The sequence below is a fragment of the Mucilaginibacter flavidus genome (assembly GCF_024055575.1).
GTDB classification, from domain to species: domain Bacteria; phylum Bacteroidota; class Bacteroidia; order Sphingobacteriales; family Sphingobacteriaceae; genus Mucilaginibacter; species Mucilaginibacter flavidus.
The window spans coordinates 42,947-66,680 of record NZ_JAMXOE010000023.1 but is presented as its reverse complement, the minus strand read 5'-3'; the positions used below and the strand labels follow the sequence as shown (position 1 = coordinate 66,680).

The window sequence follows — 23,734 nt, the reverse complement described above, 5'->3', positions numbered from 1 at the left end:
TTAATACCTGCTAACATAACTTTATGTAAATCAACTGCGTATAAGCCGGCTATAAAACCAATGATGTATTAACACATCACTATACCCCTTTTATTTTTTAATTATGACTGAGCTTAACACTTCTGTACTGGTAATTGATGATGAAGAAATGGTACGTGACAATATCGAAGATATTCTTGTACCTAGAGGCGCCTCGCAGGAGCAAACTAACATAAGCAATGCGGTAAATATTTTGTTCGATGCGCCCTCAACCTTGCTGGTGCCACGCACCCGCAACATACCCGGCTTTACAGTCGACAAAGCGTCGAACGGAATGGAAGGTATCCAAAAGGTAAAAGCAGCTGTGGCAAAGGGCAAACCCTATGCAGTTATTTTCCTGGATATGCGTATGCCTGGCATAAATGGCCTTGAGGCGGCCATTGAGATAAGAAAACACGACATAAAAGCCGAAATAATTTTCATAACAGCCTACAGCGATTGTTCGATAGAAGATATTGTTGAACAGGCAGGTCAAAATGTAGGCTATCATTGCAAGCCCTACGCATCCGAAGAAATTATACAGCTTGCAACTAAAGCAGTCTCCGATTATAACAAGCTGCGTAATTTGGAAAAACTGATTGAATCCATATCAAACATCGGCCTTAACAGCAACCAGCTTAACTCATTATTAAAAAACATCCTCGACCAGCTTGCTGCCTCGCTGAATACCGACATGGCGCTGCTTGGAAAGCTGCATGATGGTTTTGTGTACGAAAAGGTGCTTTCTATCGGCACATTTGAGGAGAAAATCAATCTCCAGGAGTTGATAGCCAGGGTAAAGACCATCGATATCGCCAGGGACGAAGTAATACAGATTGACGACCTTGTGCTTGCCCGTATGCAAAATTATTCCGTTTTCGCCATTTTAAAGCAAAATGAAAGGCTCAAAACAGAAAAGATGTACCTGTTAAAATTGTTTGTGCAAAACGCAGCCCAGGCTATCCGGAATGCCGAGCTAACCGAAAAATTAATACAAAAGGAAAAGCTTTCGGCGGCTGGCCAGGTTTTGGCTATGGTGATGCATGATTTGCGATGCCCTATAAAAAATATCAGGCAAATTACCTCCCTGATGCGCGAAGGCGGCCAGGATACCGAACTGATCGATATGATTGATACATCTGCCGAACAAGCTTCAAATATTTTCGACGATTTCCTGGATTTTATTAACGAAACGAAGATTGTGAAGGTGCCGGTTGATGTTCACAAAATTGTTAACGAGGCCATAAAACAGGCCGAAAACCGGGATGGGTTCAGCAAAATAACTATCACCAAAAATTTGCCTGAAAGCCTAATCGTATCGGGTGACGAAAGTAAGTTGCGCGGTACTGTTGTAAATATATTGAACAACGCCGTTGATGCCTTACACGATCAGCATATCATAAACGGTAAAATTGATATTTCGGGCACGGTAAAAAATAAAGAAATGAAGCTCGTTGTGGCCGATAACGGCCCGGGAATATCGCCCGAAATAAGAAACACGCTTTTTGAACCATTTGTAACCAGGCGCAAAAAGAACGGCACCGGGCTTGGCCTTTCAATAGCTAAACAATTTATTACGGGGCATGGCGGTGGAATTGACGTAACCAACAACGATGGCGCCAGGTTTACTATAACATTGCCCATATAATTAACAATTATCAATATCAAGTATAATACGCATTATAAATGACGCTCACGAATATGCATGCAGAAATGCAGGACAAAAATATCTCCTCAAAAATATCTGAAAAAGCCGCCCTTAAAGAACTTGAACGATATAAGGCCTTTATCAGCGCTTCGGAAATTGGTGCATGGGAATACTTTGCCGAGTCGGAATTTCTTTGGTGTAATGACATCTATTTTAGATTACTTGGCAGGGATATAAAGGATTTTGACATGTCGGGCGCCAGTAATTTAAAAAGCTGTTGGGTTGAGTTGCTTCATCCCGAAGACAGAGAAGCTGCCATCAGTTCATTTAATAACGTCCTCAATAATCCAAAGGACACATTTGAAACTTATTTCCGTATGCTTCATAGCAACGGCAGTTGGGTTTGGATGTGGTCGAGGGGTAGCGTCTTCAAAGATGGCGACAATGCACAGTTGGCCGTAATCGGTACGCTGGTTGATATTACCCATCACAAAAAAGCCGAAGAAATAATCCAACGCGAACGTATTATGCTGCGTACGCTGATCGACAATCTGCCTGATACCATCTATGTGAAGGACAGAGAAGGGCGAAAGATTATTGCTAATCGCGCCGACGTTGAATGCATAGGCGCTGCAACCGAAGAAGAAGTTTTAGGCAAAACAGACCTGGAGTTATTTAACAATGATATAGGCAGGCGCGGTTATGAGGACGATATGCATATAATGAAAACCGGCGTGCCGATAATTAATAACGATGAGTATTTTTTAGACGCAACGGGCAAAATGCGCTGGCTGCAAACCACTAAAATACCTATTCGTAATGAACGCGGCAAAATTATCCGGCTGTTGGGCATCGGTCACGATGTTACCCTGAGAAGAGAATCGGACGAAAAACTAAAGGAATTAAACAAGGGCCTTAAAGAACAATCGGAGGAACTAAAAAAGAAAGCGGAAGACCTGAACGTGCTCAACAGGCAGTTAGAAGAACAAAAAGAACAGCAGCTGGAAAAAGCAATTGCCCAGGGAAAATTTGAAATTGCATCTGAGTTTTTGCATGATATAGGTAATGCCATGGTAGGCCTTGGCGCGCATCTTAACCGTATCAACCAAAGCCTCGGGAAAAATAACCTGGATAACCTTAAAAGTCTTTCTGCATTTTTAAAGACCAACGAAACTCAAATCGCTGGCGCCATTGGCGCTAATAAAGCCGGTGCCCTGGTATCGATAACCGATGGGATTGTGAGCGAGCAAGCGGTAAACAGTGCTGATATACAAAAATCGGTAACTGAACTGCTGAATATCATCACCCATATACAGGAGATACTCAACATTCAACGCCAGTTAGTAAAAAACCATAAGGGCATGCAGGAACGCAAGCCGGTAAATATGGAAACCATTATTCACGATTGCCGCAGCATGCTGTTTGCTACTATCGATAAAAAAGGCATACAGCTAAAAGTAAACATCAAGCCGGGCAACTACACCATAAAAGGCGATCACACCAAGCTAATGCAGGTAATTTTAAATATCCTTAAAAACAGCATCGAAGCTATTGACCCGAATGCCGAAGAAAAAATCATTTCTATTGATATGTCTGCCGGCGATGTATTGCAGCTAACCATCACCGATAACGGGAGTGGCTTTAGCGAACAAACGGCCAGCCTGTTTTTTGTGCGTGGTTTTACCACCAAAAAGAGCGGTACAGGCTTGGGGCTTTACAATTGCCGTACTATTATTGAGAGCCATATAGGCTCATTTAACATAGCAAGCCCCGGGCCGGGTTTGGGGGCTACTACTACAATTAAGTTTAGTGTGTAGTTCTAGTTCTAAAGTCTTGAGCCAGTAGTGTAATAATGCAGTTTACTCAAGACTTTGGACTTCACCTACCCCTCATACGCCTTCTCCAAATCAGCAATAATCATCTTACTCATTTTCATCATGGCGGTCATTACCCGTTTTGATTTTTCCGGGTCGCTATCATACATCAATTTCACCATTGCATCGGGAACTATCTGCCACGATACACCGAATTTATCTTTAAGCCAGCCGCATTGACTTTTTTCGCCGCCATTTGAAAGCTCTTCCCAATAATAGTCAACCTCATCCTGGGTTTCGCATTTTACATAAAACGAAATGGCCTCGTTAAAAGCGAAAGGGCCGCCGTCCAAAATCATAAACTCAACACCGTTAAGATAAAAACTAGCGACCGTAACCTTGCCGTGAGCCCCGGTATCCAGGTTACTTACACTTCCAATGCGGCTGTCTTTAAAAACTGAGGTATAAAACTTTAAAGCTTCTTCAACATTACCATTAAACCATAAAAATGGTGCAATTCGCTGTGCGGATGTTTCCATAGTAGTTGCCATAATTTTGTTTATTTGATTTATTCAAAGGTAGGCACCCTCTTCGCCCATAACAATGTGTTCCGGAGCCAAATTAAGGGGGAGATAAGGACAACGGCTTGGTTAGGTTATAGTTTTGTATCTTTGCCTTGCAAATCGATGAACCATTCATCATCGGTAAAATCAAAGAATAATCGGTGGAATCAACAACAGTAACAGCAGTTTGGGAAAAGGGATATAACAACTACGGGCCCTGGCTTAAGGAGAAGTACAAGGGACACCGGGTGTTTAAGGTGATTGTTGACGGCGGCTTTACCTGCCCCAACCGCGACGGCTCAAAGGGCTATGGCGGCTGTACGTATTGCAACGTTGACTCCTTCACGCCTTCTGTATCACGCAACGCACCCACTGTTCGCGAGCAGGTGATACAGGGGATGGAGCGTGCTCGGACCGGCAATAAAGCCGATAAATTTATTATTTATTTTCAGCCCAATACAAATACTTATGCTCCGGCGCATTATTTAAAAATGATGTACGACGAGGCTTTAAGCTACGGTACTGAAGATATTGTGGGCCTATCCATAGGTACCCGCCCGGATTGTATCGACCCCGAAAAGATCGCCCTGCTTGAAAGCTATACCGACCGTTTTGACGTGGATTTGGAGATGGGCATGGAATCAATTTATAACGATACTCTTGCACAGATTAATCGGGGCTGTAGTCACGATGATCTGGTGAAGGCCCTGAAGATGGTGGAGAACAGCAAGTTGGATATTTGTGTGCACACCATATTTGGCTTTCCGTGGGAAACGCACGAAATGATGCTGCGCTATGCTGACGAGATCAACCGTTTCCCACAGATAAGATTTGTAAAATTCCACCATCTACATATTGTGGAGGGCTCGGTAATGGGCGTAAAATATAAGCGCCAGCCATTCAAAGTTTTCAGCATTGATGAATATGCTGACTTTCTGTGCGAATTGCTTCCCCGCGTCCGCCCCGATATAGTTATCCAACGCCTATTCGGCTTAAGTGACCGCGAACTACTGATAGCACCCAACTGGGGACTAAAAAAATCGGAGATACAATATTATATCGACCAAAAGATTTTATCGAGAGGCGTTGTGCAGGGTTCAGCACTATAAACCCAATTTAACACGATTTAAGGATTAGAAAGATTACATGATTACTTACAGCGGCGACTCTGTGCCTGCTTAAAATCCTGTAAATCTTTTACCATCCTGCAAATCGTGTTAAATCTTGCTGTCGTGTCAAATTATTGACAATTGTCAACTTATAGCGATGATAAGCCGGGGATTTTATATGTACCTGCCTGGGATTTTGTGGTAGACGATTGGCTGCACTGCCGCATGGCGATATTACGAAGCGTTGAAAACGGTTTCTCGATGGTACGTGCAGCCCGCCGCGGCAGACTAACCATTAACGATCAGTTTGGCCGCGTAACCAGCGAAGCCAACTGCTCTAACGATAAACAGGCAAGCCTTCTGGGTGATGTTTCGCCACATCATATTGATACTTTATATGCCAGGTTTGGAAATTGGTTGGGGGCGGTATGTTTGCTGGCGACGATTGGATTTATTGTATTAGCGAGTCTGAACCGGGATTGAGCAGATTAATGGATTAACGGAAAACAAGTCTGCAATTAAATCCATGAAATCGCTTAATCCGCTCAATCCAGGTTCAGAAAATTAATCCTTAAACCGCGCAATCACTTTCCTTCCCAAATCATACGTAATCCTGAATGCTTCCTGGTTGCTGGTGAAGCCTGGGGTGCGGTGTATGCTGAAAATAAACTGGCCTTTTATATGATTGAACAGGAACGGAGTAAACATCAAATCCAACCGGTTATAAAATTTCTTTTCGTAAAAGGCATCGCCAAAAGCTAATTCCGAACCCTGGCCTGCATAAAACTCATCAAACGCGGCAAACCTGTGGTAGCTTAAATAGCCGCTGGCTATAAAACCAACCGGCGTTTTGGCAGCTCCCAAACCACGCCTGCGCTGGAATGAACCCATCACTCCCGCTTCGAACGACAATGAATCGAATGTAGTTTGCTTCCGGCTAAAATCGAGGCCAAGACGTACCTGTGCGGCACCGTCGTCGCCTACGTGGTCGTTGGGTAAAAGCACCTCAGCACCTGCGTCATGCAGCATCAGCACATAGTGTGAAACATAAAATAGACCGGTTGCCGACGGCCTCCACCGGCCTTCAAACCCAAATAAAAACTGCTCGCGGTCGGTCTGGGTTTGGCGGCTAACCCAGTCGATCCAGCCGGTTTCGGTAAATGTTGCTGAGTGATATCGCGCCAGCAAACCTTCCACATTTGGCCGGTAATAGCGCAGCGTATCATTCAGCATAGCCCGCGGGTAATTGCTGATCACCCCTTCTCTTGGAAATTCACCTGCATCAAAAAGCCAGTTAGCACTTTCATATTTGTAATAAGCCACCGGGTTTACTTTTAAAAAGTAAGGCTTGGCGCCAAACTCATGGATGCCGTCGATACCCACAATAAAGTGGTTAAGGCTATCAAGATTAAGCCCCAAATCAAGCGCAATACGAGTACCAGAGTAGGTACGTGAGCGGGCAACAAAATCTTTATACTCGCGGTTATCCAAAAAACCAAGTCCGTTAAAATGGATATCCAGGTTTTGGGCTAGTGCGGCCGTACTGCTTATTATTGAAACAATTATTACGAGGTAGAGCTTTTTTATCATTGGGGCGATGTTATTTTACGGTTATTTTTATTACCCGGCTGTTTTTGCTGCCAAAAAACGGCTCGGTGCGAAGCGAGAATATCAAATTGAAATCCCCCTTTTCCAACGGCGAAATTACGGGAAAATTGAAATGGGTACTTTCACCCGGTTGTAAAGTTATCTTTTTATAAGTCGACTTTGCTTCAACTACCTCAGTCTGCACATCACCCCTAAAAAAGCAATATTCCAATATTAACGGGTGCGTGTAGCCGCTATCGGCAAAACTTATCGGATGCGGGTAAGGATTGGTTATTTTAAGGTCGAATGTGGTTTTGCCTCCCGGCACGGTAGTCAATTTAAGCGGTGCAGTTTCTATGGACACCTTTTGATACGTGCGCACGTTGTCAACCCAATTATAATACCACTTGCCTGCCTCGTTTTTTATAGAATCGTTAGTAAAACCGTTTAATGGTACGGGTGATAAATAAAACACCCTTTTACCCTGCAGGCTGTCTTCCATGGGCCATATATCATACTGCGTAGCTCGGTAATAGCGATTATCGTAAGCAAAGCATTTAAGGCTATTGGTATAAAAGTTATACTTCGATGGGTTTTGAAAACCATCAGTCATTACCACATAATTGTCGCCAGCCTTTTGCTTAACCATTTGCGTCCACTCTTTAAAACCATAATAGCTTTTGAGGTGCCCATACGTTCGGGCAAAGCCAAAACCGGCTATAATAATTATCCGCACTACAATAATTATGCTCACATTAACAATTGCCAACGGCAGCAGCCATTTTGGCCAGCCACCGCTTTGTTTAAAACGGATGAGCGTGAGCATAACCAGTGGCGCAAATAAAATAAATGTCCATTGCGGCTGAACCTCGCCTTTGTAGCTGCTGGTAAAAAAGAAAAGCAGTGTAGCCACACAATTAACCAAAAGGCAGCGGATAAACGCATCCTTAATTTTAACTGTAAAAGCCTTGTAAAACAAAAACCACCCGATAAGCGGCCCCGCCATTAACAGTTGGCCTGGCAGGTAGGAAAAGGTATTAACAATGTCGTATTTGTCGGACGAACGCTCATATAAATGATAGTTAATGGACGGATAATTATGGTTTGCCTGCCAGATAATATGCGGGACAAACAACACTATAGCGACGACCACGATACCCCAAAATGAAGGACGTTTTAGCAATTTTAAATTAGCAAGCAATGTAAAACCGACCACCAGGATGCCGTTATATTTACTGTAAAGCAGGCAGGCAATGGTTATGCCTAAAAGTACGGCAAGCCCCCATTTATCAGTTTGAAGATATTTTTGGTATAAATAATAAAACAGTACCGTGAAGAAAAACAACGGCGCATCGGGCGTTGTGGTGAACCCGTAGATATGAAAAATAAATACCCCCGATACCACCAGTACGAAAGCCAAAGCATCAACAGCGTACGATTTTAGCGTGAGCCACAGCAGGTAAATGGAGGCCGAACTTAGCAGCACCGTGAACAGCCGCAAACCAAGCTCGTTGTGCATTAACATGTCGCCTATGCGGATAAACAGGGCCACCATTGGTGGGTGGTCAAAATAGCCCCAGTCGAGATAGCGCGAGTACATCCAATAATAAGCCTCGTCACCCTGCAACTCCAAAGTAGTAGCCTGTATAATGTTCAGCACTGTCCAGCCAATAATAAAATACCAGATGAGTTTGGTTGAATTTACAGGCTTATTGAAAGTAGTAGCGGGCATTAATATTTGATGTTTTAGCGCGGTAAAGTTAGGATAAAAGATGAAAATATCTCCGTCCCGTCCTTGCCCCGATGGTGTGTATCCTGATTATATTAAACCCGTTGAATTTGTTACAGTTACCCAATGGTAATTAAAATTATTTCGCCAATTTAGCGGCACAAAACCTAACTATGGAAAAAGTATTCGACGACATCAAGACAATTCGTGCCGCCGCCACCGGCTTAATTGCCCATTTATCTGTTGATCAACTAAACAAAATTCCCGATGGCTTTATAAATAATATTATATGGAACCTTGGGCACATGGTTGCCGCCCAGCAGGGGTTGTGCTACAAACGCAGCAATGCGCCTCTTGTAGTGGAAGAAAGCTTTTTTGAAACATATAAACCCGGCACCACTCCTACAGGCTTTGTTGACGAAGCCGGGGTTGAAGAAATCAAAACCCTGATGCTTTCAACCATTTATCAATTGGAAGAGGATTACAACGAAGGAATATTTACCGACTACCCAACTTTTACTACCCGTTACGGCGTGGAAATATCCAGCATTAAGGAAGCTATTAAATTTCTAACCTTTCATGATGGCTTGCATATGGGGTATATTATGGCGCTGAAGCGTGCCATCTGATTATTGTTGTCTGAACCATGATTTTTAGGATTTTAAGATTACAATGATGATAGTCATCCTTTAATCCTCTAATCAAGTAAACGGCGTAGCCTTCTTGAACGCCATTAAAAAATAAATAACTGGTGAAAAATCAAGGTTCAGACAAACCAGTAAACAAAAAACCCGGCATAACCCGGGTTCAATATATTTTCTGTTGGGCTGCTTAAACTCCCAGCAATAACCTTGCAGGGTCTTCCAGTAGTTGTTTTACCCTTACTAAAAAGCTTACCGATTCGCGGCCATCAATAATACGGTGGTCATAAGATAAAGCCAGGTACATCATCGGGCGGATAACAACTTGTCCGTTTACAGCAACAGGGCGCTCAATAATATTGTGCATACCCAGGATAGCCGATTGTGGCGAGTTTAATATCGGTGTCGACATCATAGAGCCAAACACACCACCATTAGTGATTGTAAAGGTACCGCCAGTCATTTCCTCAAGTGTCAATTTATTTTCGCGGGCTTTAACTGCCAGGGCAGCAACTGCCTTTTCAATTTCAGCCAGGCTCATGCTTTCCGCGTTGCGGATAACAGGAACCACCAGGCCTTTGGGAGCCGATACTGCTATTGATATATCTGCAAAGTTGCTGTAAACAACTTCTTCGCCTTCAATACGGGCGCCAACTGCCGGCCAGTCTTTCAGTGCTTCGCAAACTGCTTTGGTGAAAAACGACATAAAGCCTAGTCCTACGCCGTGTTTTTCTTTAAACTTATCCTTGTACTTGCTGCGGATTTCCATTATCGGCGACATATCAACCTCATTAAAGGTGGTCAACATCGCTGTTTCGTTTTTAACCGCAACCAAACGTTTGGCAACCGTTTTACGCAACGACGACATCTTCTCGCGCCTGTCTGAACGTGCGCCTGTGGCAGCCGGCGCTGCTTTTGGAGCAACATCTGCAGGCTTTGCTGCCGGGGCAGCAACTGTACCTTGTATTTCTCTGGGGGCCTGCGGGTTTTCTGAAACTTTTTCAGCTAATATAGCATCTGCCTTGGTAATTCTGCCTGCTACGCCTGTACCACTAACGCCGCTTGCTTCCACTCCTTTTTCCGCGAGAATCTTGGCTGCAGCCGGTGACGGTGTGCCTGACGCATAGGTTGTTGCTTTACCATTACTTGCCTGGGCAACTGAACTTGCGGGTGATGCGTCAACCGGTTTAGCAGCCGGGGCTGCTGCGCCGGCACCTTCAATGGTGCAAACAACCGCGCCTATTGGCAATACATCGCCTTCCTTGGCTATGGTTTTTAACGTACCTGCTTTTTCGGCAGTTAATTCAAATGTCGCTTTATCACTTTCCAGTTCCGCAATGGCTTCGTCCATGGCAACTGTATCTCCGTCTTTCTTTATCCAACGTGACAAGGTTACTTCCGTAATCGATTCACCTACTGTTGGTACCTTTACCTGTAACGATCCGCCACCCGTTACCGGGGCAGGAACCGCTGCCGGCGTAGCTTCAACCGGTGCAGGAGCAGGCGCGTTTGCAACAACTTGAGGTTGCGGCTGTGCTGCCGGGGCGCTCTCTTTTGGCGCCGCAGCAGGTGCACCACTTTCTTCAATAGTGCCTACGGTTGCACCGATAGCTAAGGTATCGCCTTCGGCTGCAACGATTTTTAAAACGCCCGCCTTTTCGGCAGTAAGCTCAAAAGTTGCTTTATCTGATTCTAATTCGGCAATTACTTCGTCCATTTGCACCGTATCGCCGTCCTTTTTTTTCCAGGCTGATAAAGTTACTTCAGTAATCGATTCGCCAACCGGCGGAACTTTGATAGTTAAACTCATTTTTTCAATTTGAAAATTTGCTGATTTGAAAATTTGAAAATGCCGCTCGATGATTGTTTATCTTCCAAGCAGCAGATCTCAAAATCTCCAAATTAATATTTTTTTGTATTTAAAAAGTTGACGACTCCGCCTAAAGGTTGTTCATCTTCAAATCGGCACATCATCAAACTTTCAAATTAATTAATCCGCACCCACATTCGCCATCTTCTCGGCTGTTTCCTTAACAACAGTTTTCACCGCTTTTCCGGCCGGGGCCTCAAATGCTTTTGATACAATAAGTAATTGCTGCGCAGCGTGTTGCTTGGCAAAACCGGTAGCTGTACTGCTTCCCTCGTGCCGCGAAATCACATTCAGGTTTATTACTTTATCGTTATGGAACTTGCGGCAAATATACGGCCATGCGCCCATATTTTCAGGCTCTTCCTGCACCCATACAAACTCGGTTGCTTTGGTGTATTTAGCCTTTATTTTTAATATCTGCACTACAGGCGTTGGGTATAGTTGCTCTACGCGAACAATGGCAACATCCTTGCGCTTGTCAACTTGTTGTTTTTCAAGCAGATCGTAATATATTTTACCGGTGCAAAGCAATACGCGTTTTACCTTTTTAGGGTCGGCGTAGGTGTCGTCAATCAATTCATGGAATTTACCTTTGGTAAATTCTTCCAGTTTCGACACGCACTTAGGACTGCGCAACAGGCTTTTTGGTGTAAATATCACCAGCGGCTTGCGGAAATCCCTCAACATTTGGCGACGCAATATGTGAAAGAAGTTTGCAGGCGTAGTGCAATTGGCCACCTGTATATTACTATCGGCACAAAGCTCCATAAAACGCTCAACGCGTGCCGATGAATGCTCAGGGCCCTGCCCTTCGTAGCCGTGTGGTAATAACATCACTAAACCATTACCACGCTGCCATTTTGTTTCGGCGCTGGCTATGTACTGATCTATTATAATTTGTGCACCATTAAAAAAGTCGCCAAACTGGGCTTCCCAAATGGTTAATGCATTGGGATTTGCTAAAGCGTACCCGTATTCAAAACCCAACACACCATATTCGGAAAGCAGGGAATTGTAAATACTAAGCTTTGCTTCGCTGTTTATAGTCTCTAACGGGATAAACTCTTCTTCCGAATCAACCAGGGTTAACACAGCATGACGGTGCGAGAATGTACCGCGCTTAACGTCTTCGCCACTTAGCCTAACCGGGTGACCATCCTTCAACAAAGTAGCATAAGCCAGCAATTCACCCATCGCCCAGTCAAACACGTGGGTCCCGGTTACCATTTTATTCCGTTCCTCAAACAGCTTTTCAATTTTTTTGAAAAAAGCCTTTCCTTCCGGCAACTCGGTTATTTTCTTACCGATAGCTAAAAGTTCCTTTTCCGGAACCGATGTTTCAATCGGTGTAAAAAATTCTTTGGTGGTCGCCAGGTGCATCCCCTGCCAGGCGCCTTCAAACATGTGAACCGTTTCGGTAAACTTGTCTTCGGCCTTTGATTCATCAAGCTTGGTTTGCAACTCGGCACGGAATTTCTTTTCCATCTCCAAAGCCAGGTTGGCATCTATGCTGCCTTCGGCCTGTAGTTTCTGCTTGTAAATTTCAAGCGGATTTGGGTGTGCCTCAATTGCTTTATACAACAATGGCTGGGTAAACTTAGGCTCATCAGCCTCGTTATGCCCGTACCTGCGATAGCATAAAATATCGATAAACACATCTTCATGAAACACCTGGCGATATTCCATAGCAAGGTTTACCACGTAAGCCAACGCCTCAACATCATCCCCATTAACATGGAAAACCGGCGAAAGCACAGTTTTGGCCACATCGGTACAATAGGTGCTCGAGCGGGCATCTTTAAAGTTTGTGGTAAAGCCAATCTGGTTATTGATTACTACGTGGATGGTTCCGCCGGTACGGTAGCCGTCCAGCTTCTCCATTTGCAATACTTCGTAAACAATGCCCTGGCCTGCAACCGAGGCATCACCATGTATTAATATAGGGGCGATTTTTGATTCATCGCCATTGTATTTAAAATCAATCTTTGAGCGGGTAAGGCCTTCAACAACCGGGTCGACCGCTTCCAGGTGCGATGGGTTGGGGCAAAGGCTTAAATGCACCTTTTTACCACTCTTGGAAATTATGTCAGTTGAGTAGCCCAGGTGATATTTAACGTCGCCGCCAAAAGGGGTATCCTCATCAAAGTTCTTACCCTCAAACTCCGAAAAAACCTCTTTGTAAGGCTTCTCCATGATGTTGGTAAGCACATTCAGCCTGCCACGGTGGGCCATGCCTATAATAAACTCCTCTATACCAAACTCCGACCCTTTTTGGATAACCATATCCAACGCCGGTATCAGCGCCTCGGCACCCTCAAGCGAAAAACGCTTCTGGCCCAGGAATTTTGTTCCTAAAAAGTTCTCGAAAACAACTGCCTCGTTCAATTTGTCGAGCATCAGTTTTTTCTCATCAACCGAAAAAGACGGGGTGTTTCGCTTGCTCTCCATCCTGTCTTCAAACCATTTTAGTTTGATAGGATTGCGGATGTAGCGGTATTCAGCACCTATCGACTGGCAATAGGTTTGCTCCAATAACTGGTGTATGTCGCGTAATGTAGCTGCGCCGAGGCCAACTTCAACGCCCGATGAAAATACCGTATCAAGATCGGCATCACTTAAACCAAAAGTCTCCAGTTCTTTACCCGGAAAATACTTACGCCTTTCGCGCACTGGGTTGGTTTTGGTAAATAAATGGCCGCGTGTACGGTAGCCATCTATCATATTCAGTACGTTTATTTCTTTCAAAAAGTGCTCCGGTGTTTCGGTAGCAGGGGCTGTGGCTGAAGCAGGGGCATTTTGCCCAAACTCAAATCCTTCAAAGAATTTTTGCCATCCAAAGTCTACAGATTCCGGGTCTTGTTGATATGCTTCGTAAAGGGAGTTAATGTAGGCAGCGTTGCCGCTGTTGATATAATTGAGGCGATCCATGAGAAACCAATCTTTAAAACGGTACAAAAGTAAACATATAGGTTTATAAACTTTATAAATAATTTATAAAACTTAACCACTTATTAACATTTGGGGTATTAGTTTAAATGTGGTAACAAGCATCATTTATTTGTGTAAAAGTTTGCGCAGAAAATCGCGCACGTAGGAAATCCCCTCGAAAAGTATAGCGAGTAAACCAATAATAACGGTAAATTACTCGAAGTGGTTCATAATAAATATATGACGTAATGGGCGCGCAATTATTACAATTTTAACCAATTATTTTACCACAACACCTGTTGCATATACTTCCGGCAGCCAGGTATCGATGTAGTCGCTTTTTGCAGTTTGTTCGGTTACGGGCAGCGCCGCTATAGCGTAACGGCTTTCGCGGGGATCATTAACGCCTGCTATAAAAGCCCAGTTGCCCCAATTACTGGCGGGCGAATAATCTATGAGTTTTTCTTCGAAATAAGCGGCGCCTTTCTTCCAGTCGACCTTAAGCTCATTCACCAAAAAACCTGCTGCAATTTGCCTGCTGTAATTATTGATATAGCCCGTAGCGTTCAATTCGTGCATAATGGCATCTACCAGCGGCACGCCTGTTTCTCCATGTTCCCAATGTTCAAAAAGCTCGTTTCCGTTTACTACGCTCTCGGTCATACCTGTCAATTCATCTTTTACGGCGATGAATTTTTGGCCATGTTTTTTAAACATAAACCTGAAATAATCGCGCCACAGTAAATCGAGCAGCATACCCGGGTAAGCCGTATTATTTAGCTGTTGTTGCTTAATAACCTCCCAATAAACCTGCCGCAGCGAGATGCAACCTAGGGCAATCCATGGCGACATCTTTGACAAGTTAATGTTTGTATTTTTTTTGCCGATAATGGTATGGCTGTTATTTAAGAAAAACTTTTCGAGCTGTGCCTGGGCTTCATCTTCGCCCCCAACAAAATGTTCAGTTGCACGCGGGTCGTCAAAGGGTTCGTTCAAGCCCAGCATTTGCAAGGTTGGAATTTCGCCTTTATCTTTAATTTCCGGGGCAACTATTTGGTCGGGAGTGACCACACACTGGCGTACATTACTATCGCGCTCCACCTTCTTCTTAAAAACGGCAAAGCTGTCGGGGATATCCTTTATAGGGAACGGCAAATCCTCTTTATGATATAAAGTATGCCCTATAAAATGCTTCAGATTAAGCCTCATTTTCCAAAGCGCGGTTTCCACTTGTTCAGATATTTCGGTTTCCTCGTGTGCAACTTCGCGGTGATGGTACACTTCGTTTACCTGGTACTCATCGGCAAGTTGCGGTAATATTTCGGCCGGGTTGCCTATCCGGATGATAAGTTCACCGCCCAGTGCCTGTAAATTTTTGCGAAGATTGGCTACCGACTCCAAAAGAAACCTTGCCCTTATATTACCAGTCTTAGGGTTGCCGGACAGATTATGTTTAAAATAGAAAGGGTCGAAACAATAAACAGGTAATACTTTATCGGCTTTACGTATTGCTTCCAATAATATTTCATTATCGCGAATGCGTAAATCATTCCTAAACCATACCAATATTGTTCTTTCGCTCATAGTTAATCAAGGGGGGTTAACTTTACTGCAGTGTACAAATTTGCAATTTATTTATTTGTTACCAACATCTGTCGCCAATATTTGACACCGGCTAAACATTTTTAGTGTGATTTTGGTATTTTAAACAGTACAGGAATTTAAATGTAAGCTATATTTTGTACTATCCTAAATATCCTACCGTTAATTATAGATACCTGTGACATTTACTTACAAGTATTATTTTAATTTTATATTTTCAACTAACACACCTGTTATGGCTACTATCGAAAGCATCCAGAAAGCATATATCGATTTTGTATTAACCGAGGGAACTCAGCCCAAATCGGTTTACGTTTTTGCAAAAAAGAATAAAATGACCGAAGAGGAATTTTATCGCTTCTTTGGCTCGTTCGACGCTATTGAGCAACATTTGTGGACCAACTTTGCGGTGCGCACCATTGCCGAAATAAAAACCCAGGAAGTGTGGGGTCAATATTCGGCACGCGAAAAGGCCTTGTCATTTTTCTACAGCTTTTTTGAGTTGCTTAAAAGCAGCCGCAGCTTTGTTGTTTACAGCATCAAAAAACAGCCGAAATCATTTACCACCCCTGTTATTTTTACTGGTATGAAGGACGCTTTTGAAAGCTTCTGCAGCGATTTGATTACCGAAGGGCTGGAAACGAACGAGTTATCCGAACGTAAGTTCTTTAGCAACCGCTATAAGGATGCGCTTTGGGTACAGCTGGTGTTTGTGCTTAATTTCTGGATAAATGATAACTCGACAGGTTTTGAAAAGACTGACGAGGCCATTGAAAAAGGCATCAACGTAACCTTCGATCTGTTTCAGCGTTCGCCTATCGACAACCTTTTTGAGTATGGCAAGTTTTTAGCAAAAAACGGCGGCTTAACCGAAAAAATGGGCTTTGGAAGCAATTAATTTGTTCGCCGCGATATTTGACATGGACGGCACATTAATCGATAATACTCCCTACCATTTTAAATCGTGGCAGGCCCTTTTTAAAAAATACGGCAAAGGCGAGTTAAGCAAACAAACTTATTACACCCAAATAAGCGGGGTACCGATTATCGATACCCTTCGGGGTTTGTTTCCCGACCGCGACGAAAGCGGGTTAAAGGCGCTACTTGCCGAAAAAGAAGGACTTTACCGCGATCTATATGCGCCATACCTGGCGCCGGTGAACGGGCTGGAAAACTTTTTAACCGAACTAAAAAATGCCGGCGTTAAAATGGCAATGGCAACTTCAGCAACGGTAGAAGACATCAACTTTATACTGAATAAAGTGCCGATCCGGGATGATTTTGACGAGATTGTTAATTCAACCATGGTAAGCAAACCCAAGCCCAATCCACAAATATTTTTAAAAGCTGCCGAAAAACTAAACCGTGAGCCTGCTAATTGCGTAGTTTTCGAAGACTCGCTTGCCGGCATTAAGGCGGCGAATGATGCAGGTATGAAGGTTGTCGGCATAACTACGGGCCACCCTGCAGCTGACCTGCACCCGGTTGATTTGGTAATTGATGATTACTCACAACTAACCGTGCAAAAGCTGGCCGCATTATTTAAGGAACAATAACATGAGTGATAAAACACCGAAAGAACAAAACAGCATACCCACCAGCAAGGTTGAACGCTCGGCCAAATTTGTAAAAACCGGGTTTAAAATTGGTGGCAATTATATTAAGCACTACTCCAAGAAGCTCTTCAACCCCGACATGGATAAAAGCGAGTTGAACGAGGATAATGCATCTGACATTTATGAATCGTTAAGCGAGCTGAAGGGCAGCGCGCTAAAGGTGGCCCAAATGCTCAGCATGGATAAAAACCTGCTACCTCAAGCGTATACAGATAAGTTTTCGCAGTCGCAATACAATGCACCTCCCCTTTCAGGCCCGCTTATCGTGCAGACTTTTAAAAAGTACTTCGGCAAAACGCCCGATAAAATTTACGATAAATTTAACGTCCGTTCCTCAAATGCAGCCTCGATAGGCCAGGTGCACCAGGCCGAGTTGGACGGCAAAAAGCTGGCCGTTAAAATACAATATCCGGGTGTTGGTGATTCTATCTCGTCCGACCTTAAGCTGGTAAAGCCCTTTGCTTTCCGGATGCTGGGCATGAGTGAGCGCGAACTTGATGTTTATATGAAAGAAGTGGAGGAACGCCTGCTGGAAGAAACCGACTACGAACTGGAAGTACGCCGTTCCATCGAGTTTTCAAACGCCTGCGCGGGGTTGGACAACGTTGTCTTCCCGAAATACTATCCCGAGCTATCCAGCAAACGCATCATCACTATGGACTGGCTGGAAGGCAAACACCTGCGCGAATTTTTACATACCAACCCTTCGCAGCAGCTGCGCAATAAAATTGGGCAGGCGCTTTGGGACTTTTATAACTTTCAGCAGCATGAGTTGCGGGCAGTACATGCCGACCCCCACCCCGGCAACTTTATGATTACCAGCGACGACAAGCTTGGTGTTATTGATTTTGGATGTATAAAGGAAATGCCGGAAGACTTTTATTATCCCTTCTTCTCGCTTACTTCAACCGGGTTAATGGATAACAAAGAAGAAACCATCAAAGCGTTCCGCCAGCTGGAAATGATACACCCTAATGATACCCCGGCGCAAATTGAGTTTTACTATGGCATGTACCGACAAATGATTGGCCTGTTTGCCAAACCGTATATTACCGACCATTTTGATTTTGGCCAAACCGCTTTTTTCGAGGAGTTATACGGCTTTGGCGAAAAAGTGTCAAAAATGCCCGAGTTTAAACAAGCGCGCGGCGTAAAGCATTTTATTTATGTAAACCGCACCAATTTCGGTTTATACAATATATTGCACGAGTTAAAGGCTGAGGTAAAAACGGACACGTTTAAACCACATGTGGTGGAGCAGTTTGTTTAAATAATCGCCAATTTCAAGTTATCAGCTGGCGATAAAGACAATTTTGTTGCTGATAAAACTTGCTGAAAGTTTGGTTGTTAAATTGTTAGTAAGCATATGAAAATACTTCTCGCAGGCGCTAACGGATACATCGGCACCCGGCTCATCCCCGTGTTGCTGGAGAAAGGCCATGATTTGATTTGCCTGGTGAGGGACAAACGCCGTTTTCACGAAAACAGCGACTACAGCACCCATGTAACTTTGCTGACCGGAGATTTACTGAATCCCGAAACTATAGAGGATTTTCCCACTGATATTGATGCTGCCTACTACCTGGTGCACTCCATGACCGGGAACAAAGATTTTGCTGAACTGGAGGCAACATCAGCCCATAATTTTGTTAAGCAGCTGGATAAAACCCATTGTAAACAAACCATATTTTTAAGCGGCATCACCAATGACAGCCACCTGTCGACTCATTTAAAATCGCGCCGGCATGTGGAGGATGTGCTGAAAGAAGGAAAATCCGCGCTTACAGTTTTAAGGGCGTCAATTATTATTGGCTCAGGCAGCTCATCATTCGAAATTATACGGGACCTGACAGAAAAATTGCCATTGATGACTGTACCACGCTGGGTAAACACCAAATGCCAACCCATTGCCATAAGGGATGTGCTGGGCTATCTTGAAAGCGTTTTACTGAACCAAAAAGCATATAACCGCACGTTCGATATTGGCGGCCCGGATATCCTTACCTTTAAACAAATGATGCTGGGTTATGCTGAAGTGCGCAAACTTAAGCGGTACATTATAACCATACCGTTCCTGTCACCAAAAATATCATCTTACTGGCTCTACTTTGTTACTTCTGTAAGCTACTCACTGGCGCAAAGCCTGGTTGATAGCATGAAGAATGAAACCATTGTAAAAGATAATTCAATTAATGAAGTTGCGCCGCGCAATTGCCTTACCTATAAAGAAGCATTGGAACTCGCATTCGTAAAGATTGAGCAAAACTCAATTGTTTCCAGTTGGAAGGACGCTCTTAACCGCGGCTATCTGCAACCCGGCTTTATGGACCAGATAAAAGTACCTCAAAACGGAACGCTTGAATACAAAGTAAAAACGCCGTTTAAGCGCGATGTGAAAGAGGTGTTGAACAACCTTTGGGCCATTGGCGGTAAACGCGGCTGGTACTACTGGAACTGGATTTGGAACCTGCGTGGTTTTTTAGATAAAGTTGTTGGCGGCGTAGGCTCGCGCCGTGGCCGTACCAGTAATATCAATATCTCCCCCGGCGACGCCATCGATTTTTGGCGCGTTTTACTGGCCGACAAACCCCACAAACGCCTGCTGCTTTATGCCGAAATGAAACTTCCCGGCGAAGCCTGGCTCGAATTTAAAATTGTAGAGCGCCATGGTGAAACATTTTTGAGCCAGGTAGCTACCTTCAGGCCCAAAGGTTTATGGGGCAGGTTGTACTGGGCGGCCATGTTCCCGTTTCATATCTTTATTTTTAAGGGGATGGCGGAGCAGATTACAAAGTTTGAAGTATCCGCATAGTCTTAGATTTGACAACTTTTAAAAAGTTGATAAATCCCGAGCGTAATCATTAATTTTTATTCCGATTTTAGCCAATAAAATAACTTACCATGCTCCTTAAAAACACCTTCGTTCACCACGTACATTTCTGGCTTAATGATAAAGCCGATAAACAACAACTGCTTGATGGCTTAAACTTGCTGCTGCCTATACCGCACATCCGCGAAATTCACATTGGCGTACCTGCCGAAACATTCCGCAGTGTGGTCGATCGTTCATACGATGTTTCGCTGCTGCTGTTATTTGATACCCCCGAAGCACAGGAAGCCTACCAGGTTGACCCAACACACGTAATATTTGCCGAAAACTACGCCAAACCGCTTTGCAGCAAAGTTGTTGTATCGGATAGCGTAAACGTTTAGCAGTTCATGGTTGATAGTTCATGGTTCATGGCCGCTTCGGTTGGTGGTTAGTAACAGTTATCCTTTCGCAATACTATCGTGCTAGTTTCCATCTGCTACAAACTTTTCTACTATGAACTATGAACTATGAACTATGAACCATCAACTATGAACCCTTCCCAACTATGAACCAAAACAAATCCATCCTCCTTACCGGCGGCACGGGCCTTATCGGCATAAAGCTTACCGAACAACTGCTGGCTAAGGGCTGGCGGGTAAGCCATTTAAGCCGCAGTGCGGGTAAAAATCCGCAGGTTAAAACCTTTTTGTGGGATGTTGACAAGGGCGAAATAGACCCAGCCTGCATTGACGGTGTTGATGTAGTTGTTCACCTGGCTGGCGCTGCCATTGCTGATAAGCGCTGGACGGACGAACGTAAAAAAGAAATTATAGACAGCCGGGCAAAGTCAATTAGATTAATTTACAACCTCCTCGGCACAAAAAAGCACCAGGTAACATCCATCGTATCCGCATCAGCAATTGGCTATTACAGCGACCGGGGTGATGAGTTGCTAACTGAAGAAAGTCCGCCTAATACCGATTTCATGGCCCGTTGCTGCGTGGAATGGGAAAATGCGGTCGACGAGGGTCAAAAGCTTGGCTTACGCATCGTAAAATTCCGTACCGGCGTGGTGCTTGCTGTTGATGGCGCTTTAAAGCTAATGGCGCAGCCTGTTAAATTATATGTTGGCTCTCCCTTAGGCAGCGGCAAACAATGGGTGCCCTGGATACACTGGCAGGATGTGGTTGATATGTATATGCTGGGTATTGAAAATGAAAGCTTCGCCGGCGTTTACAACCAGGTTGCTCCTAACCCGGTAACGAACGGGCAACTTACAAAAGCCATTGCCTCGCAATTACACAAACCTTTATGGGCGCCAAAAGTGCCGCCATTTGTGTTAAAACTTATTATGGGCGAAATGAGCACCATTGTACTTGGCAGCACCAAAGTATCGGCACAAAAAATTGAGGATGCCGGCTTTAAATTCAAATACCCGGATATAACATCAGCCCTGGCAGAAATTTATGGATAAACAACCTGTTTCGATATTTTGGTTCCGGCGCGATTTACGGCTTGACGACAACGCGGGACTTTACCATGCCCTGAAAAGCGGCAAGCCCGTTTTGCCCATATTTATTTTTGATAAGGATATACTGGATAAACTGGAAGATAAAGACGATGCCCGCGTGACCTTTATTTACGAAACCATTACAGCCCTTGATAAAGAACTGCATCAACATGGTAGCGGTTTGCTGGTAATTTATGATACCCCAGCCCATGCCTGGAGCAAGTTGCTGAACGATTACAACATAGCCGCCGTTTATACCAATCACGATTATGAACCTTATGCCAACGAACGTGATGATTCGGTGGCGATGATGCTAAAAAAGCACGATATAACTTTTAATACATATAAAGATCAGGTAATTTTCGACCGCGAAGAGGTGACCAAGGATGATGGCAAACCTTACACTGTTTACACGCCTTATATGCGTAAGTGGCACCAAAAGCTTACTCCATTTTATCTGAAGGCTTATCCTAATAAGAAGCATTTCAACAACTTTTATCAAACCAAAACGCTACCACTGCCAACATTAAAGGCGATGGGTTTTGGAAAAAGCGATCTCGAATTACCCCAAATTAATTACAAAGAACTAATTGCCGATTACGCAGAAAAGCGCGACTTCCCTGCTATAAAAGGCACTACGCACATCGGCCTGCATCTGCGGTTCGGCACCGTAAGCATCCGCGAGTTGGCGCGCACCGCCGGTACTTTCAACGAGAAAACATGGCTGAACGAACTGGTATGGCGCGAGTTTTACATGATGATACTTTATCATTTTCCGCATACGGGCGACCATGCTTTTCGCCCGGAATACGACCGGATAAAATGGAACAACGACGAAAAGAAATTTGAAGCCTGGTGCAAAGGCGAAACCGGTTACCCGCTGGTTGATGCCGGCATGCGTGAACTAAACGCCACAGGCTATATGCACAACCGCGTGCGCATGGTAGTGGCCAGCTTTTTAAGCAAGGATTTACTGATCGACTGGCGCTGGGGCGAACGCTATTTTGCACGCAAGCTGCTCGATTATGAAATGGCCAGCAACGTTGGTGGCTGGCAATGGTCGGCCGGCTCGGGTACCGATGCTGCGCCATATTTCCGCATTTTCAACCCCGAATCGCAGATGAAGAAATTCGACCCCAAACTGGAATATGTAAAAAAATGGGTTCCGGAATATGCTGACTTTAGCAAATATCCAAAACCCATTGTTGATCACGCTTTTGCGCGCGAAAGGTGTTTGAAAGCGTTTAAAGAAGCGCTGTCAAAATAACTATTGAGTTACTGTTAACACCTGGTAACTAAATTTCAAAACACTGTTTGTTGGGATACTCCCTGCCGTAGTATTTCCATACGCCAAATCTGATGGTACTATCACAACTATCTTAGTTCCGGCAACGGCAAATTTCTGCAGTGCCTCTGATAAGCCGCTAACTGCGTAACTTGCAACCGGTTGTGTTGCTATGTTAGTTCCGTTATAGCTCCCGTCAAAAACAGTCCCGTTCAGCAATTCGCCGGTGTATGTACAGGTTATTGTGCTATTCGGCCCTATTTTATCAGTACCGGTACCTGGTGTTTGTATTTTGTAATAATAAAAATACCCCGGTTTTGCGGCACTTTCAACCTTGGTATAGGTTGATATATCACTAACCCTGCTTTGTATCAGTTGCTGATCATAATCTTTATAGCTATCAATTACATGCACGTAATAATCAAGGCACTGGTTACCGGCAATTTTTGTATTAGCATTGCTGGAACTGCCTAAGCCATAGCCGCTAACCCCGTAAGCCAGGTGCGAGGGTATCAGTAACCGTGCGCTTGCACCTTTGTATTTTACAATGTTCCTTATGGCCATCTCCAGGCCATAAGGCATGGCATTTGATGTTAAATGACCAAGGTAGTCTTCCATCCGGTTCTGTATAGTATCAGCCGAAATATATTGACCATCAACCGAGCGCAACGTAAATACAAACGAAACCTTGTCAGGATAATCAAGCTGCTGTAATGTTGTTGCAGGAGGCACAACTTTACCGGGCAGCAGCAGCTGGTAATAAATACCCGAACTATCCTGCTTCGAAGTATCCTTTTGCATGCCGGTAATACCGTGCGAACTTATATAGGCTTGTATCTGGGCATCGTCATATTGTTTAATATCAAGCTCAATTTTGTCTTTGCGGCATGATACCAAACCTATAGCAGAAATAAAAAGAAGGGTAAAAAATTTTTGTCTCATTTGTTATTTGTTGTTTTAGCGGCTTGTCGCTGCCCTCATCACATACCTTTTTCGCTGTTA

The 23,734-nt window shown here is 44.1% G+C and carries 19 protein-coding genes; 12 read left to right on the top strand and 7 right to left on the bottom strand.

The features are described 5' to 3' along the window. The first annotated feature begins 103 nt into the window (after window positions 1-103). Together NAF19_RS24620 and NAF19_RS24615 are read left to right on the top strand one after the other, a co-directional pair. Window positions 104-1,666 (top strand): hybrid sensor histidine kinase/response regulator, encoded by a 1,563-nt coding sequence (locus NAF19_RS24620; RefSeq protein WP_252793017.1) that lies wholly within the window; start codon window positions 104-106, stop codon window positions 1,664-1,666. A 38-nt stretch (window positions 1,667-1,704) separates the two neighbouring features. Next, window positions 1,705-3,483, top strand: coding sequence for a PAS domain-containing protein (locus tag NAF19_RS24615; RefSeq protein WP_252793016.1), 1,779 nt, complete (start codon window positions 1,705-1,707; stop codon window positions 3,481-3,483). 65 nt (window positions 3,484-3,548) lie between these two features. Here NAF19_RS24615 and NAF19_RS24610 read toward each other — a convergent pair whose 3' ends face one another. Beyond that, on the bottom strand, window positions 3,549-4,031 hold the full coding sequence (locus tag NAF19_RS24610) for a VOC family protein (protein WP_252793015.1): 483 nt from the start codon (window positions 4,029-4,031) through the stop codon (window positions 3,549-3,551). A gap of 173 nt (window positions 4,032-4,204) precedes the next feature. On the opposite strand from NAF19_RS24610, the gene mnmL reads away from it, so the two are divergent. Both mnmL and NAF19_RS24600 read left to right on the top strand, forming a co-directional pair. Further along, window positions 4,205-5,152, top strand: a complete 948-nt coding sequence (mnmL, locus tag NAF19_RS24605; RefSeq protein WP_252793014.1) for a tRNA modification radical SAM protein MnmL/YtqA — start codon at window positions 4,205-4,207, stop codon at window positions 5,150-5,152. A gap of 141 nt (window positions 5,153-5,293) precedes the next feature. After that, the gene (locus NAF19_RS24600; RefSeq protein WP_252793013.1) at window positions 5,294-5,635 is read left to right on the top strand and encodes a hypothetical protein; all 342 of its coding nucleotides are present in this window, start codon (window positions 5,294-5,296) and stop codon (window positions 5,633-5,635) included. An 81-nt stretch (window positions 5,636-5,716) separates the two neighbouring features. On the opposite strand, the gene NAF19_RS24595 is transcribed toward NAF19_RS24600, so the two are convergent. Both NAF19_RS24595 and NAF19_RS24590 read right to left on the bottom strand, forming a co-directional pair. Further along, entirely contained in the window at window positions 5,717-6,742 is a 1,026-nt protein-coding gene (locus tag NAF19_RS24595) for a lipid A deacylase (protein WP_252793012.1), read from the bottom strand. Window positions 6,743-6,752: 10 nt separating this feature from the next. Then, the gene (locus NAF19_RS24590; RefSeq protein WP_252793011.1) at window positions 6,753-8,471 is read right to left on the bottom strand and encodes an ArnT family glycosyltransferase; all 1,719 of its coding nucleotides are present in this window, start codon (window positions 8,469-8,471) and stop codon (window positions 6,753-6,755) included. Between the two features lie 170 nt (window positions 8,472-8,641). On the opposite strand from NAF19_RS24590, the gene NAF19_RS24585 reads away from it, so the two are divergent. After that, window positions 8,642-9,097: a DinB family protein gene (locus NAF19_RS24585; RefSeq protein WP_252793010.1), complete on the top strand. Its 456-nt coding sequence runs from the start codon at window positions 8,642-8,644 to the stop codon at window positions 9,095-9,097. Between the two features lie 202 nt (window positions 9,098-9,299). On the opposite strand, the gene odhB is transcribed toward NAF19_RS24585, so the two are convergent. The 3 genes from odhB to NAF19_RS24570 all read right to left on the bottom strand — a co-directional run bounded on the left by odhB (window position 9,300) and on the right by NAF19_RS24570 (window position 15,491). Continuing rightward, the gene (odhB, locus tag NAF19_RS24580) at window positions 9,300-10,919 is read right to left on the bottom strand and encodes a 2-oxoglutarate dehydrogenase complex dihydrolipoyllysine-residue succinyltransferase (RefSeq protein ID WP_252793009.1); all 1,620 of its coding nucleotides are present in this window, start codon (window positions 10,917-10,919) and stop codon (window positions 9,300-9,302) included. Between the two features lie 180 nt (window positions 10,920-11,099). Further along, complete coding sequence (locus NAF19_RS24575; RefSeq protein ID WP_252793008.1) at window positions 11,100-13,907, bottom strand: 2-oxoglutarate dehydrogenase E1 component; 2,808 nt, start codon at window positions 13,905-13,907, stop codon at window positions 11,100-11,102. 279 nt (window positions 13,908-14,186) lie between these two features. After that, on the bottom strand, window positions 14,187-15,491 hold the full coding sequence (locus NAF19_RS24570; protein ID WP_252793007.1) for a DASH family cryptochrome: 1,305 nt from the start codon (window positions 15,489-15,491) through the stop codon (window positions 14,187-14,189). 253 nt (window positions 15,492-15,744) lie between these two features. Here NAF19_RS24570 and NAF19_RS24565 point away from each other — a divergent pair, with 253 nt between their 5' ends. From NAF19_RS24565 to NAF19_RS24535, 7 genes are all read left to right on the top strand, one after another. Beyond that, complete coding sequence (locus tag NAF19_RS24565; protein ID WP_252793006.1) at window positions 15,745-16,407, top strand: TetR family transcriptional regulator C-terminal domain-containing protein; 663 nt, start codon at window positions 15,745-15,747, stop codon at window positions 16,405-16,407. Next, window positions 16,394-17,065 (top strand): HAD family hydrolase, encoded by a 672-nt coding sequence (locus tag NAF19_RS24560; protein ID WP_252793005.1) that lies wholly within the window; start codon window positions 16,394-16,396, stop codon window positions 17,063-17,065. The genes NAF19_RS24565 and NAF19_RS24560 overlap by 14 nt, the downstream gene beginning before the upstream one ends. 1 nt (window position 17,066) lies before the next feature. Then, the gene (locus tag NAF19_RS24555; protein ID WP_252793004.1) at window positions 17,067-18,395 is read left to right on the top strand and encodes an ABC1 kinase family protein; all 1,329 of its coding nucleotides are present in this window, start codon (window positions 17,067-17,069) and stop codon (window positions 18,393-18,395) included. Window positions 18,396-18,491: 96 nt separating this feature from the next. After that, window positions 18,492-19,937: an SDR family oxidoreductase gene (locus tag NAF19_RS24550; RefSeq protein WP_252793003.1), complete on the top strand. Its 1,446-nt coding sequence runs from the start codon at window positions 18,492-18,494 to the stop codon at window positions 19,935-19,937. Window positions 19,938-20,026: 89 nt separating this feature from the next. Beyond that, window positions 20,027-20,338 carry a Dabb family protein gene (locus NAF19_RS24545; protein ID WP_252793002.1) on the top strand — a complete coding sequence of 104 codons (312 nt, stop codon included), beginning with the start codon at window positions 20,027-20,029 and terminating at the stop codon, window positions 20,336-20,338. A gap of 164 nt (window positions 20,339-20,502) precedes the next feature. Then, window positions 20,503-21,411, top strand: a complete 909-nt coding sequence (locus tag NAF19_RS24540) for a TIGR01777 family oxidoreductase (RefSeq protein ID WP_252793001.1) — start codon at window positions 20,503-20,505, stop codon at window positions 21,409-21,411. Next, the gene (locus NAF19_RS24535; protein ID WP_252793000.1) at window positions 21,404-22,714 is read left to right on the top strand and encodes a cryptochrome/photolyase family protein; all 1,311 of its coding nucleotides are present in this window, start codon (window positions 21,404-21,406) and stop codon (window positions 22,712-22,714) included. Before NAF19_RS24540 ends, NAF19_RS24535 begins: the two co-directional genes overlap by 8 nt. Here the strand turns inward: NAF19_RS24535 and NAF19_RS24530 are convergent, their stop codons facing one another. Beyond that, window positions 22,715-23,674, bottom strand: coding sequence for an FKBP-type peptidyl-prolyl cis-trans isomerase (locus NAF19_RS24530; RefSeq protein ID WP_252792999.1), 960 nt, complete (start codon window positions 23,672-23,674; stop codon window positions 22,715-22,717). Between the last annotated feature and the right edge of the window lie 60 nt (window positions 23,675-23,734).

Coding starts and splice junctions, on each gene's coding strand:
- NAF19_RS24620 (WP_252793017.1), top strand. CDS start 104: ATGACTGAGCTTAACACTTCTGTACTGGTAATTGATGATGAAGAAATG.
- NAF19_RS24615 (WP_252793016.1), top strand. CDS start 1,705: ATGACGCTCACGAATATGCATGCAGAAATGCAGGACAAAAATATCTCC.
- NAF19_RS24610 (WP_252793015.1), bottom strand. CDS start 4,031: ATGGCAACTACTATGGAAACATCCGCACAGCGAATTGCACCATTTTTA.
- NAF19_RS24595 (WP_252793012.1), bottom strand. CDS start 6,742: ATGATAAAAAAGCTCTACCTCGTAATAATTGTTTCAATAATAAGCAGT.
- NAF19_RS24590 (WP_252793011.1), bottom strand. CDS start 8,471: ATGCCCGCTACTACTTTCAATAAGCCTGTAAATTCAACCAAACTCATC.
- NAF19_RS24585 (WP_252793010.1), top strand. CDS start 8,642: ATGGAAAAAGTATTCGACGACATCAAGACAATTCGTGCCGCCGCCACC.
- odhB (WP_252793009.1), bottom strand. CDS start 10,919: ATGAGTTTAACTATCAAAGTTCCGCCGGTTGGCGAATCGATTACTGAA.
- NAF19_RS24575 (WP_252793008.1), bottom strand. CDS start 13,907: ATGGATCGCCTCAATTATATCAACAGCGGCAACGCTGCCTACATTAAC.
- NAF19_RS24570 (WP_252793007.1), bottom strand. CDS start 15,491: ATGAGCGAAAGAACAATATTGGTATGGTTTAGGAATGATTTACGCATT.
- NAF19_RS24565 (WP_252793006.1), top strand. CDS start 15,745: ATGGCTACTATCGAAAGCATCCAGAAAGCATATATCGATTTTGTATTA.
- NAF19_RS24555 (WP_252793004.1), top strand. CDS start 17,067: ATGAGTGATAAAACACCGAAAGAACAAAACAGCATACCCACCAGCAAG.
- NAF19_RS24550 (WP_252793003.1), top strand. CDS start 18,492: ATGAAAATACTTCTCGCAGGCGCTAACGGATACATCGGCACCCGGCTC.
- NAF19_RS24545 (WP_252793002.1), top strand. CDS start 20,027: ATGCTCCTTAAAAACACCTTCGTTCACCACGTACATTTCTGGCTTAAT.
- NAF19_RS24540 (WP_252793001.1), top strand. CDS start 20,503: ATGAACCAAAACAAATCCATCCTCCTTACCGGCGGCACGGGCCTTATC.
- NAF19_RS24535 (WP_252793000.1), top strand. CDS start 21,404: ATGGATAAACAACCTGTTTCGATATTTTGGTTCCGGCGCGATTTACGG.
- NAF19_RS24530 (WP_252792999.1), bottom strand. CDS start 23,674: ATGAGACAAAAATTTTTTACCCTTCTTTTTATTTCTGCTATAGGTTTG.